9 protein-coding genes and 2 pseudogenes are annotated in these 13,306 nt (G+C 62.8%); 4 read left to right on the plus strand and 7 right to left on the minus strand.

From position 1 onward, the window contains the following. Nucleotides 1-50 precede the first annotated feature (50 nt). Complete coding sequence (locus M511_RS06115) at nucleotides 51-1,502, plus strand: aldehyde dehydrogenase (protein WP_085501675.1); 1,452 nt, start codon at nucleotides 51-53, stop codon at nucleotides 1,500-1,502. A 56-nt stretch (nucleotides 1,503-1,558) separates the two neighbouring features. Here M511_RS06115 and M511_RS06120 read toward each other — a convergent pair. The 4 genes and pseudogenes from M511_RS06120 to M511_RS06135 form a co-directional block, all read right to left on the minus strand. Then, a pseudogene (locus tag M511_RS06120) lies at nucleotides 1,559-2,516 on the minus strand (IS481 family transposase). Between the two features lie 70 nt (nucleotides 2,517-2,586). Next, nucleotides 2,587-3,370: pseudogene (locus M511_RS06125) on the minus strand (IS5 family transposase). 240 nt (nucleotides 3,371-3,610) lie between these two features. Beyond that, nucleotides 3,611-4,246, minus strand: a complete 636-nt coding sequence (locus M511_RS06130; RefSeq protein ID WP_139824548.1) for a carboxymuconolactone decarboxylase family protein — start codon at nucleotides 4,244-4,246, stop codon at nucleotides 3,611-3,613. 202 nt (nucleotides 4,247-4,448) lie between these two features. After that, the gene (locus M511_RS06135) at nucleotides 4,449-6,047 is read right to left on the minus strand and encodes an OpgD/OpgG family glucan biosynthesis protein (protein WP_029372118.1); all 1,599 of its coding nucleotides are present in this window, start codon (nucleotides 6,045-6,047) and stop codon (nucleotides 4,449-4,451) included. Nucleotides 6,048-6,451: 404 nt separating this feature from the next. Between M511_RS06135 and rnk the strand changes: the two genes are divergently transcribed. After that, a complete protein-coding gene (gene rnk / locus M511_RS06140; protein WP_010396684.1) occupies nucleotides 6,452-6,865 on the plus strand; it encodes a nucleoside diphosphate kinase regulator in 414 nt (137 codons plus the stop codon). Between the two features lie 123 nt (nucleotides 6,866-6,988). Then, nucleotides 6,989-8,980 carry a PhoX family protein gene (locus M511_RS06145; protein ID WP_085501677.1) on the plus strand — a complete coding sequence of 664 codons (1,992 nt, stop codon included), beginning with the start codon at nucleotides 6,989-6,991 and terminating at the stop codon, nucleotides 8,978-8,980. A gap of 48 nt (nucleotides 8,981-9,028) precedes the next feature. Here M511_RS06145 and M511_RS06150 read toward each other — a convergent pair whose 3' ends face one another. From M511_RS06150 to M511_RS06160, 3 genes are all read right to left on the minus strand, one after another. Further along, the gene (locus M511_RS06150; RefSeq protein WP_085501678.1) at nucleotides 9,029-9,472 is read right to left on the minus strand and encodes an SRPBCC family protein; all 444 of its coding nucleotides are present in this window, start codon (nucleotides 9,470-9,472) and stop codon (nucleotides 9,029-9,031) included. A gap of 16 nt (nucleotides 9,473-9,488) precedes the next feature. Then, nucleotides 9,489-10,643: a DJ-1/PfpI family protein gene (locus M511_RS06155; RefSeq protein WP_085501679.1), complete on the minus strand. Its 1,155-nt coding sequence runs from the start codon at nucleotides 10,641-10,643 to the stop codon at nucleotides 9,489-9,491. Nucleotides 10,644-10,721: 78 nt separating this feature from the next. Next, nucleotides 10,722-11,759 carry a LacI family transcriptional regulator gene (locus M511_RS06160; protein ID WP_085501680.1) on the minus strand — a complete coding sequence of 346 codons (1,038 nt, stop codon included), beginning with the start codon at nucleotides 11,757-11,759 and terminating at the stop codon, nucleotides 10,722-10,724. A 201-nt stretch (nucleotides 11,760-11,960) separates the two neighbouring features. Here M511_RS06160 and M511_RS06165 point away from each other — a divergent pair, with 201 nt between their 5' ends. Then, on the plus strand, nucleotides 11,961-13,214 hold the full coding sequence (locus M511_RS06165; protein ID WP_085501681.1) for an ABC transporter substrate-binding protein: 1,254 nt from the start codon (nucleotides 11,961-11,963) through the stop codon (nucleotides 13,212-13,214). The last annotated feature ends 92 nt before the right edge of the window (nucleotides 13,215-13,306 follow it).

Here is a 13,306-nt window from a genome sequence, read left to right on the forward strand (position 1 = left end):
GGTCGCGGGCCCCACAGCCCCGATTCGACCCCGCGCGACAGGAGGAGAGCATGGGTTTCGTCAGCATGAAGATCGGTGGAAAGGCACGCCCTGCCAGCGACGGGCGCAGCTTTCACCGCCGCAACCCGGTCACCGGCGCGATTGCCAGCGAAGCCGCCGCCGCAAGCCCGGCCGATGCAATCGCGGCGGCTGACGCGGCCGCCGCAGCCTTTCCCACCTGGGCCGCACTTGGCCCCAACGCCCGGCGCGCAGCGTTGCTTGGTGCGGCCGATGCGCTTGCCGCCCGCGCCGATGCTTTCGTCGCCGCCATGGCTGACGAGATCGGTGCGACCGAACCCTGGGCACGTTTCAACACCATGCTGGCTGCCTCGATCCTGCGCGAAGCGGCAGCGCTGACCACGCAGGTCGCGGGCGAGGTCATCCCGTCAGACAAGCCGGGCTGTCTTGCCATGGCCAGCCGTGAGCCGGTCGGGGTGGTGCTTGGCATCGCACCCTGGAATGCGCCGGTGATCCTGGGTGTCCGGGCTCTGGCGACCCCTCTGGCCTGCGGAAATGCCGTGGTCTTCAAAGCGTCCGAGACCTGCCCGCGCACCCATTCGCTGATCGTCGAGGCCCTTGAGGAAGGCGGGGTGCCCCGCGGCCTTGTCAGCCTTGTCACTAACGCCCCCGAGGACGCAGCCGATATCGTCGGAACGCTGATCGATCATCCTGCGGTGCGGCGGATCAACTTTACCGGATCGACCAAGGTCGGCCGCATCATTGCCGAACGCGCAGCACGGCAGCTTAAACCCTGCCTGCTTGAATTGGGCGGCAAGGCCCCGTTTATGGTGCTGCACGACGCCGATCTGGAAGAGGCGGTGAATGCCGCGATCTTTGGTGCCTTTTTCAATCAGGGCCAGATCTGCATGTCGACCGAACGTATCATCCTTGCCCCCGGGGTTGCCGAGGATTTCGTTGCACGGTTTATCGCCCGTGCTGCTGCACTGAAGGCCGGAGATCCTCGCGAGGGCAAGGCCCCTCTGGGCGCAGTGGTCGATGTCCAGACCGTCACCAAAGTCACGGCTCTGATCGAGGACGCCCGCCAGAAAGGCGCAACCCTGCATTCTGCCGGAACGGCCGAGGGTGTGCTGATGCCGGCGCAGGTGGTCGATCACGTCACGACCGATATGCGCATCGCCAACGAAGAGAGCTTTGGTCCAGTGGTCGCCATTTTCCGCGCCCGTGACGAAGAGGACATGATCCGCCTTGCCAACCACGGGGAATACGGGCTGTCAGCAGCAATATTTACCCGCGACATGGCGCGCGGGCTGACGGTGGCACGCCAGATCAGGTCAGGCATTTGCCACATCAACGGCCCGACCGTGCATGACGAGGCACAGATGCCCTTCGGCGGGACCGCCAGTTCCGGTTATGGCCGCTTTGGAGGCAAGGCGGGTATTGCCGAATTCACCGAGCTGCGCTGGATCACCGTGGAAACCCAGCCCGGCCAATATCCACTGTAGGATCACAGCCCCAAGCCACCAGATGGCGCGGAATTGCACATCATTAGCGGCAGCACCTAGTTGCTCAGTCCCGGTATCTGATGGACCGGGTTCAGGATGAATCTGTCGGGCTCTGATGTCGAGATCGCGCAGATGTATTCGTAAGGCGTGAGACCGCCGGGGATCTTTAGCCTTCGTGCGAAGTTGTAGGCCGCCATGAAGTCTGCGAGGTGCGTTCGCAGTTGGTCGTGGGTTTCGTAGTGGAAGCGTTTGACGGTGGCGTCCTTGATCGTGCGGTTCATCCGTTCGACCTGGCCGTTGGTCCAGGGATGGTTGGGCTTGGTCAGCCGGTGCTCAATCCCGTTTGCCTCACAGATCATGTCGAAGCGCATCAGCCGGGAGTAGAGGGTGTTCCGGTTCCACGGCTGCTCTGCGAACTGGATTCCGTTGTCCGTGAGAACGGTGTGAACCTGGTAAGGCACGGCTTCAAGCATATGCTGAAGGAATTCCCAGGCTGTCTTCATGTCGGCTCTATCGACGAGTTGGGTCACGGCGAACTTGCTCGTGCGGTCGATGCCGACGAACAAATATTGCTTACCTTCAGCTGTCTGCACCTCAGCTATGTCGATGTGGAAGAAGCCGATCGGGTAGCGTTTGAATTCCGACCGCTTCGGCTTGTCACTCTCCATATCAGGCAAGCGCGAGATGCCATGTCGCTGCAGACAGCTGATGGCGTCAGGTGGGGGATCGAAGGTTGCAGAGCGTAGAGACAATCGTCTAAGGGCAGAAGTGTATGACGTCTGAACGCAACGGTCATCGCCTCCCCGGCCTCGGACAAAGCTGTCGAACGGAGCTCTGCCGGCCCTGTCTTCATGTCTTCGGCCGTCGCGCGCTTGCGCCACTTCGCGACGGTCTTGGGGTTAATCCCCAGTTCGCGGCCCAACTGCGCGAACGAAGCTTGCGATCGCTGTATTGTTGTATTGTTGTTCGGACAGCGTGCGTGATCGTGGCGCTGCCATGGCGAATTTGTCCCATAGGGCATCCTTCCATTCCAAAGAAAAGATCGCACCATCAAACTGTGGGATCAAACACCTACGGTCAGGACTCATAACCAGCAAATGACGGTAGCTGCCAGGGCGAAGGCGGAGAGAGACAGGATGGGGCAGCGATCGTAGCGGGTTGCGATCCGACGCCAGCCCTTCAACCTGGCGAACATGTTCTCGACCTTGTGGCGTTGGCGGCAGAGGTCGGCGTTGTGTGGGATCGGAACATTCCGGGCTTTCCGGGGCGGGATGCAGGGTGAAATGCCTATTCCGATCAGTTCGTTACGGAACCATGCGGCGTCATATTCCCGGTCAGCCAGCAATGAGGCCGCCTGCGAGAGCAGCGCCCGCGCACCGATGTAGTCCGGGGTCTGGTCTGCCGACAGAAACAGCCTGATCGCGCGACCCTTGGCATCGGCCAGAACATGCAACTTCGAGTTCAGCCAGCCCTGGGAGCGCCCGATCAGCCGTCCGCGTCCCTCTTTTGGAGCGCCAGGCTCAACGCCGTCCGGTGCGTTTTCAGATGTGTCGCATCGATCATCATCATATCGGTTTCCTGCGCCTGCCCGCCAGTTCGGTCATGCTGGTAGCGAACACTCCCATTCGGCTCCAGCACTTCCAGCGGTTGTAGAGCGTCTTCGCGGGACCAGAGGCGGCAGGTGCGTGTTTCCGCATCAACCCGTTGCGCTGAATAAAGATCATACCGCTCAGCACGCGTCAGTCGTCAAAGCGAGACCTGCCTCGTGACTTTGGAAAAAACTGTCGCAGACGCTCCATCTGCTCATCGGTCAACCAGTATGATCCCTCCCTGAGGTGGAAACGTGAATCACAGCATAGCACGCTCATCAGCCGCGTTTACGGGGCCTGACCTTAGGGCCAAAGGCCGAGGCAGGCTGCACGGTTACAAAACCTGCAAGCCCGCGCCGGGCGGATACGGCAAGCAGGGTCGCGCTGCATCTCCAGGCCCGGCGCAGCCGCCAGGCAGTTCGTTCTATCCCTCGGCCGCCCTTTTGCAGCACCCGTCGTGCGGGTGCCGCACCGGGCCTTTCAGCTCTGCCTGTTTAGCCCGGGTTTCTGTTGGGCAGATCAGTGCCGGATCACGCTCATCGGTGAAAAAAGGCTGACGACATGTTCCAGCGAAACAATGTCATCCTCGCTCCAGCCGGCACGAGACAGGCACTGGCGACTTGCCCCGGTGCCAGAAAGACCGTGGAGAATCTGCCAGACATGTTCCAGCGCTGCCGCGACACGGTCATTCAGCCTTTCGCGCAGACGATCCCCGACCCGGTAACGGTCAAGCGGCATAGTACTGGCAAGGCGATGCGCCTCGGCCAGAACCGCCTGGCTCAGATCACCGACGCGCTCGCCCGTGTCATTATGGCTGTCGGCCAACAGACCAACATATTTTGCCTGATGGACGTTTCCGGTCAGGATTGAGGCAAAGGCAGCAACGGCCCGGCGCTCCCAAAGGCTGAAAACCCCGGGGTCGGCGGGCGAAAGCAGGGCCGCGGCCGACGGCCGGTGGCGCGGTCGCACATCACCCCGGTCCCGGGTCAGCAGACGGCTGCCAAGCTTTCTCAGCTGCGCCAGAACGCCGTGATGGCCCGCAAGCTCATCCACAACGGGCGAATGGTGCTCGAAACCCATGCGGGGGCCGAGGTCGAATTCGAGGACATCGGAAATTCGACGCGACGGGGCACGCTCGGTGATCTTCATATACACGGCCGCAACCTCCTGCTGCTTTCGTCTGCATGCAGGCTAACCCGAAAAGGATTAAAAAACGATGAAATTGGTCGTTTTAAATTTCCTTCCGCACGACTTAATTATTCCCGCATCGCAAACTCTACGGGAAATTTCTTCTGCAACGCGAAAGGAAAGGCCGGCTCACAGGATTGACCGCGAATCCGGGGGCCGACTCTGTGCGTTACGGCTTGCGGGCCAGCATGGCGCGCAGTTGCGTGGGGAATAGCTGCAACAGCAAAGTCTCGGTCACCGCCTCATCCCCCTTGGCTACAAAGGCGCGCAGGTCGATGGGGCTATCGTCGCGCCCGACCAGCTCTTCCGGGCCGCCAAAGCCCAGATCGAACATGGCCCGCCAGGCCGACTGGCCAACGATGGGATAGACCGCATCATTCGAAACCACCCCGCGCGAACTGGTGATGTTGAAATAGGGCTTGTCGCCCGCCCCAAGGTCATGAGGAGTAAAATCGCAGACAATTTTAACCGTATCCTGCGGGCGCGGTTGTCCCGGCACGCCCCCCGCGCCCAGTCGGACGGCGGTGAACTGGCCGGTGCTGCCGGTCAGCGGGCTGTCCTTGAGCCAGGACAGGGTATAACTAAGCTCATGACTGTCGCCCGGTTTGACCGCCCCGGCGGGCTGCCAGAAGGCGACGATATTGTCGTGAATCTCATCATCGGTGCTGATCTCGACCAAGGTGACGGTGCCCTGACCCCAATCCTGCCCCGGGACGACCCAGGCGCCGGCGCGACGGTCGTAGAATACGCCATCATCCTGATATTGCTCAAAATCCCTTTCGCGCTGCATCAGGCCAAACCCTTTGACCGAGGGCGCGCTGAACGTGTTCACCATCGTATGGGGCGGGTTGTTCAACGGCCGCCAGATGCGCTCTCCGCTGCCCGTCAGAATTTCCAGCCCGTCTGAATCATGTACCTCTGGCCGCCAGTCGGGCGAGACATGGGGGGTATTCTTGGCAAACCAGAACATCGAGGTCAGCGGCGCAAGGCCCAGACGTTCAACCGTGTCGCGCATAAAGATGCGGGCGGTCACGTCCTGCACCACCCCGTCGCCCCGGCGCGAAACGATGCGATAGGCCCCGGTGGCACGCGGACTGTCAAGCAGCGCATAGGCGGTCAGGCCGTTTTCGTTCTCGGGCTCAAGCCAGAACTGGGTAAACATGGGAAATTCCTCGGGGCCGCCGGCAATAGCGGTGTCGATCGCCAGCCCCCGCGCCGAAAGGCCGAATTGCCCGCTATAGCCCGAGGTTCGCCAATAGGACGCGCCAAGGAACGCCATCCAGTCGATCCCGGTCTTGGCGTCCATGGCGCTGAACCCGGCAAACCCTTCGGTACGGACCAGTCGCCTGGCGGGGTTGTCCTCGGGGATGTCAAAGAAATCGACCGAGAAGGGGATTTCGCGGGCCATACCGTCCTCGACCGTATGAAGGCGGACGGGCTGTTTGAAATAGCGGCCGGGAAAGAAAAAACGCACCTGCGAAGGGCTGGGCTTGTCGCCCCACAACGCCCGCTCTTTGCGAAAGCGGATCTCGTTGTGGCGGTCGTAATCGACCTCTTCAAGGATATCCGCCTCTTCGACCACCGGAGGCTGATAGTCGTGTTCGGCAAGCTCGCGCGCCTGCCCGGTCAGCCACTCAAACGAAAAAGGGACGGGCTCACCGCCGTCGGCCCCATCGGCCGCACGGGCGAGCTGTGGCAATAGAAAGAAGGCGCCGCCTCCTAGAGCGGCCTGCAAAAGAGTGCGGCGGGCGATTTGGGACGAATGCATGATGCTCCGGGGGGTGGGCGAGTCGGTCGGGCAGTATCCAGCAGCAATATAAACGTTTTTTCAACTGGTTGAACGTATATCGGCCGGGGGCTGCCATTCTTGTTAGCGTTATCGGCATTTTGCTGCCGGCAGGCGGCGCAACAAGGGGCATCCCGGCCATCCACATGGACGGGACGGTCTCGACTCTGCGGATTTTCATGGATAGGCTGGAATGATGTTGTTCTGCGCGCCGTCATCTCAGGCCCGGTATTACGCCGGTGTGCTGCTATTCCGCTCTCTGCCCCCGGCAGAGCGGCGTTTGCGCTGATCTCTCGCCCCGGGGGCTTTCCGATCCCACCCATCCTGATCTTCGGCCGGCCATGACCGGGCGATCGCTGTGCATGACAATCAATCGAGGACGAAACATGACCAGAACCTCTCACCCGCCGGTTATCATCGCCAGCGAAACGCTGGAGCGGCTCGAGCGGCTGGCCGAGGCCGCAATGGCGCGCAACCCGGACCTCGCCGACCGGCTGCTGACCGAGCTGTCGCGTGCCAAGGTCCTGCCGCTTGAGCGCCTGCCCGAGGATGTGGCGGCAATCGGCAGCAGTGTTACCTTTCGCGATGAAACCATGGGCCGCGATCAGACCGTTGTCCTGACCTGGCCCGAGGATGCCGATATCGCCCAGGGGCGTGCCTCGGTCCTGACCCCGATTGGCGTCGCGCTGATCGGGCTGAAGGCGGGCGCGCAGTTCTCGTGGGATACCCGCGCGGGCGAGACGCGCGAAATGACGATCCTGTCGGTCAGCCGCGCCGATCCGGTGACCCCGGCGGCGTGACGCCCGGTGGCTGACGGTTCTGCTGAAACGTGGCACTGTCACCTTTCGGTCATGCTGGCGGGCTAAAGGGGGCGCCGAAAGCGGCCCCGCCCTTTGGGCCGCCCAAGCAGCCAGGAGCGTCTGATGACCGAGCAAAAGCCTTCCCGTCACCTATTCCGCACCAGCCAGCTGGAGGAAGCCGACGGCCCCGGCCATAACCCCACCGCCAACCCGACCATGGGCGAGATCATCGCAGCCCGCTTTTCGCGTCGCGGCTTTCTGCGTGGCTCGCTTGCCGCCACGGCCATTTCGGCGACCGTAAGCCCCCTGGCCCTGCTGGCCGCCGATGAGGCGCGCGCCGAAGGCACGGTCGAAGGCTCGGCCTTTGACTTCCCCGAGGTCGATGCCGGAGTCGATGCCAATCACCACGTTGCCCAGGGCTATGACGCCGATGTCCTGCTGCGCTGGGGCGACAAGGTTTTTGCCGATGCGCCCGAATTCGATCCCAAGAACCAGTCCGAGGCAGCGCAGGAACGCCAGTTCGGCTATAACAACGACTTCGTCGGCTTCATCCCGCTTGAGGGTGCCGATGACCGCGGCCTGTTGGTCGTCAACCACGAATACACCAATGAACATCTGATGTTCCCCGGTATCGTCACCCTCAAGGATGGCGAGATCTCGGTTGCCGATGCCACCGAGGATCGGGTGAATATCGAAATGGCAGCCCATGGCGGCACCATTATCGAGATCCGCCGCGTGGACGGCAAATGGCAGCCGGTGCTGGAAGGCGCGCTGAACCGCCGCATCACCGCCAAGACTCCGATGCAGATCAGTGGCCCCGCCGCCGGCCATTCACGCCTGCAGACCGTTGCTGATCCGACCGGCACCAAGGTGCTTGGCACGATCAACAACTGTGCCGGCGGTGTCACGCCCTGGGGCACCTACATCATGGCCGAAGAGAACATCCACGGCTACTTCATGGGTGCCCTGCCCGAAGGTCACGCCGAGGCCCGCAACTATGAACGTATGGGCATCCCCGAGGAAAGCTATGCCTGGGGCAAGTTCCATGACCGTTTCGACATCTCGAAAGAACCAAACGAGCCCAACCGCTTTGGCTGGATCGTCGAAGTCGATGTGATGGACCCGAATTCGGTGCCCAGGAAACGCACGGCGCTTGGCCGTTTCAAGCACGAGGGGGCGGAAAGCGCGCTGGCCCCTGATGGGCGCGTTGTCTTCTATCTCGGCGATGATGAGCGATTCGACTATGTCTACAAGTTCGTGACCAGCGGCCGCTATAACCCCGATGACCGCGCCGCCAATATGGACCTGCTGGATGAGGGCACGCTGTATGTCGCCCGTTTCCACGAGGATGGCTCGCTTGAGTGGCTGCCTCTGACCTATGGTGAGGGGCCGTTGACCGCCGGGAACGGCTTTGAAAGCCAGGCCGATGTGCTGATCGAGACCCGCCGTGCCGCCGACCTGCTGGGCGCAACCCCGATGGACCGCCCCGAGGATATCCAGCCCAATCCCGAAACCGGTCGCGCCTATGTCATGCTGACCAACAACACCAAGCGCAAAGAGGTAAACGCCGCCAACCCCCGCGCCGAGAATGCCTTTGGCCATATCATCGAGATCATCGAGGATGGCGGCGATCTGGCTGCGACCAAGGGTCGGTGGGAGATCGTGGTGAAATGCGGCGACCCTTCGATTGCCGAGGTCGGCGCCACCTTCTCGACCGCGACGACCGAAAACGGCTGGTTCGGCATGCCCGACAACTGCGCCGTCGATGCCGAGGGGCGGCTGTGGGTTTCCACCGATGGCAACTCGCCCTCGGACACCGGGCGCACCGACGGTCTGTGGGCGGTGGATGTTGACGGACCGGCGCGCGGCACCTCGCGGCTGTTCTATCGCGTGCCCGTCGGGGCCGAGCTTTGCGGCCCCTGCCCGACGCCCGATCTGACGACCTTCTTTGTCGCGGTCCAGCACCCCGGCGACGGCGGCGAGGATTGGGAGGGTCACGGCCGCCCGTCCTATTACGAGGACCTCTCGACCCGCTGGCCGGATTTCCGCGATGACATGCCGGTCCGCCCGGCAGTTGTCGCCATCAGCAAACAGGGCGGCGGCAAGATCGGCTGACCGGCGCAACCAGGGGCGGCCGCTTTACGGCGGTCGCCATCCCGCCTGTTACTGGTTGATCTCTGGCTCGACCAGCCGCTTGAGCTTGTGCAGCGAATCCTGCCAGCCCAGATAACAGGCTTCGGCAGGGATCAGGTCGGGAACACCGTCTTGTTCCACATGCATCTCGGTCCCGACGGTGACCGGCGTCAGCACCACCGTTACCCGCATTTCCCCCGGCATGGCCGGGTCGTCGAAACCGTCAGTATAGACCAGTCTCTCGCCCGGAACGAGTTCAAGATAGGTGCCGCCAAAGGAATGGCTTTGACCGGTGGTAAAGTTGCGAAACGACATCCGGTGCCGCCCGCCGACCCGTGCATCCAGTTCATGCACGGTGCAAAGAAAACCATAGGGCGGCAGCCAGCTTGCGATGGCATCCGGCTCGGTAAAGGCGCGATAGATCTTGTCGGGGCTGGCCGCGATCACACGGTGCAGGCGGATGGTGCTGGGCATCGGTTCTTCCTTTCGTTTAACGGCTAAGCAGGTCACTGTCCCATCGGGGATATTCCAGCTGCATGGCGACAATGTCGGCGGTCGCTTTGTCATAACGCGCCAGAACCGCCTCCAGTGCCCGGTCAAGTGCTTGCAGGGGCGGTCCCTTTGGCAAGGTGATGCGGCTCTGTTGCGGCCAGTCAGGGGCGGCAAGATCGGGAATGACCCGGATACCACCCCGGGTCGGCACCGGATCGGTGGTCTTTGCATAGCTTTGGACGCGCGACAGATATGTGCGCGACCAGATATCGGCGGCAAACGCCAAGGCCAGCTCATCCATACCCGGGGTCAGCCGCAGCCCAAGGCTTTCCCGCCGCCACAGGGACAGGCGGTTTTTCAGAACCGTTGTGGCAAAAGGCCGGGTCAGTTGAAACGCGCCGCTTGCATGGCGGGCGTCCCACGGCAGCACACCAAGCTCGCGCGCTAAGGCATCGGCCCGCCCGGGACCGGCAATCGCCTGCACCATGGCCAGCGCCGTCGGCACCGAGGCAGTAATTCCGGTCGTCGTCACCACGCCCCGATCAGCAACCATCCTGCGATCCGGCACATATTGAATGGTCGGGCTGCGCGACAACAGCGTGTCCAGATAATACCAATGCGTAGTGGCCCTTCGACCATTCAGCAGACCCGCCGCCGCAACCACCTTGGCCCCCGCACAGACGCCGATGATTGTCGCCCCCTTTCTGGCCTGTTGGCGCAGCCAGTCCAGAATTGCGGGGTCGTCATCAACACGCATGGCAGGGACGATCACATAATCCGCACCGCCAGGATATGCGGCGTCAAACCCGGCAAAGGTCGCGTCCGGTTGAACCCGCAACGCCGGATATAGCTGTACCGGACCGGGGGCGGCGGCAAGCAGGCGAACCTCAGCCACATCGGCGCGGCGCAGGATGCTTGCAGGCAGCAGGTAATCGGTAGTCTCGGTCCCTGCATTCAGCCCCGGTACGGCGATGACGGGCCGGGCGCGACGGGGCTCTAGCGTCGTCAGCAGCGCGTCGACCTCGGCCTGTGGCACCGGCGTGGCGGTCAGCGCGGATGGGGTGCCGGGCAGGCTGGCCATCCAGACACCAAACCCCGCCAGCGCCAGAAGCGCGAGCGCAATCACGGCGTAAAGCATGCGGGCTCTGGTCATGGCGGGTCCTCCCTCCGCCCTGGGGACGCCTTTGATCCAGCCTAGCAGGCCGGGCGCATGGGACAAACAGGATCTGGGTCAGGGCAGCGCCGGCCCGCCGTTCTGGGGCAGCGGGGCCATCTGCCTTTCAACGCGTACCGACTGGACATGGCGCAACTTTTCGGGCTCTTCGCCCTCGATGCGGCGCAAAAGGAAACCTGCCATCAGATAGCCTGTCTCGACCAGATCTTCGTAAAAGCTGCTGATTCGCGGGCGGATCATGTCAAAAACGCCCGAAGTCTGTTTCACCGCCAGATGCACATCCTGCCCCGGCCACAGCCCCGCATCATGGATCGCAGCCATGGCGGCAAGACCCGAAATCTCGCCCGGCAGGACCAGCCCATCCGGCGGATCAGGGCCGCGCAGGATCTTGCCGATCACCGCCGCAAAGGCCCCGCCATCAGTATCCAGGGTGACCCCCGGCAGCACCCGCCCCGCCGTGCCAGTCGCCACCCGAAACCCTTCGAGCAGATGGCCGCCAAAGGTAAAGCGCGGATCAGGCAGCAAGATTGCGGGACGCCGCGCCCCCGCCTCAAGAAGCGACAGCGCCGCGCAGCGGGCGAATTCGTGATTGTCGAAATCGACAAAGGGATGGACAAAGGGCAGCTCGGTCCGGCCATGGCTGACAAAGGGAAAGCGGATCTCGGTCAGATAGCGCACCCGGATGTCCTGCGGCTCGGTACGCGAAAAAATCACCCCGTCGGCAAGACGGTTGCGCACGATCTTGCGAATCAGCCCGTCGCGCTGGCCCTCGAAATCGGGCAGCACCAACAGGTGATACGAGGTACCGTGCAGCGCGCGGGTGATGCCCCGGATGATCGAGGTGCTGAAACCCAGAACCTCATCATGCGGGTTCAGGACCAGAATGATCGTGCCCGTCCGCCCGGTGCGCAGGCTGCGCGCGGCCCGGTCGGGCGTATAGCCCAGCTGCTCGGCCGTGGCCCGCACCTTTTCCCGTGTTTCGCGCGCGATCAGGGGATCGTCTGACAGGGCGCGCGATACCGTTCCCAGCGACACGCCCAGATGGCTGGCGATGGTGCGCAGGGTCGGTCTGGGCCGCACGTCCTTTCCCGTCATTGTGTTCCTCCTTGCCCGGGCGGGCGTCCTCCATCTGCGCCCTTTACCCCTTGCCTGCAATGCCGCATCCGCCCTCTGGCGCAACAGAGGGTCATGATAGCAGGGCTTTGCCGATGCCGTCACGCATGAGGAGTGCTTGACTCACAATAATTTAAAACGTTAAAAATTTTACACCGGAACTTCCGGTCAAGGGAGGTAATCATGCTCAAGCAAATGCTTCGGGGCGTCGCCCCGATCGCGGTCATGGCGGGCCTGGCCACGCCGGTCATGGCTGAGGATGTCGAGGTTTTGCACTGGTGGACTGCGGGTGGTGAGGCTGCGGCGCTGAACGTGCTCAAGGAAGATCTGGCTGCCAAGGGCATTGGGTGGGTGGATATGCCTGTTGCGGGCGGCGGGGGCGAGGCCGCGATGACCGCGCTGCGCGCCCGTGTAACCGCCGGTGATCCGCCGACCGCGGTGCAGATGCTGGGCTTTGACATTCAGGACTGGGCGGCCGAGGGCGCGCTTGGCAACCTCGACGAAGTTGCTGCCGCCGAAGGCTGGGACAAAGTGATTCCCGAGGCGCTGCAGCGTTTCTCGAAATACGACGGCCACTGGATTGCCGCCCCGGTGAACGTGCATTCGACGAACTGGGTCTGGATCAGCAAACCCGCGCTGGAGGCGACCGGCCTGGGCGAGCCGACCTCGTGGGATGAATTGGTCGCCGTTCTGGACAAGATGAAGGAAAACGGGATCACCCCCGTCGCGCATGGCGGTCAGCCCTGGCAGGATGCCACTATCTTTGATGCGCTGCTGCTGGCCGAAGGACCCGAGTTCTACAAGGCGGCCTTTGTCGATCTGGACCCCGAGGCGCTTGGCGGCGCCAAAATGGCGTCGGCCTTTGACCGGCTGATCAAGCTGCGCGGCTATATGGACGACAACTTTTCGGGCCGCGACTGGAACCTGGCCTCTGCCATGGTCATCAACGGCGAGGCCGGGATGCAATTCATGGGCGACTGGGCCAAGGGGGAATTTCTGAAAGCCGGCAAGGTGCCGGGCACCGATTTCGTCTGCATCCGCTTCCCCGGTACACAGGGTTCGGTCACCTTCAATTCGGACCAGTTCGCCATGTTCAACGTCAAGAGCGAGGGCGAGCTTGAGGCGCAAAAGGCCATGGCTTCGGCCATAGAAAGCCCTGCATTCCAGGCGGCTTTCAACACCGTCAAGGGCTCGGTCCCTGCCCGTACCGACGTGCCTGACACCGATTTCGACGATTGCGGCAAAAAGGGCATGAAGGATCTGGCCGAAGCCAGCGCGAATGGCACGCTGTTTGGCTCGATGGCGCATGGCCATGGCGCGCCGACCGCGGTGAAAAACGCCACCTATGACGTCATCACCGCCGCGCTGAACGGCGGATATGCCGATGGCGCAACCGCTGCAAAGGCTTTGGCCGACGCGGTGGCCGCTGCCCAGTAAACACCATCCATGGACGGAAGGCGGTGCGCCGCCTTCCCTTCGCGCGCCCGGTTCAAGGCGCATTCCAACACCGACAGGAACACGACCGCGCC

The sequence above is a fragment of the Paracoccus sp. J56 genome, from assembly GCF_019633685.1.
Classification (GTDB): Bacteria; Pseudomonadota; Alphaproteobacteria; order Rhodobacterales; family Rhodobacteraceae; genus Paracoccus; species Paracoccus kondratievae.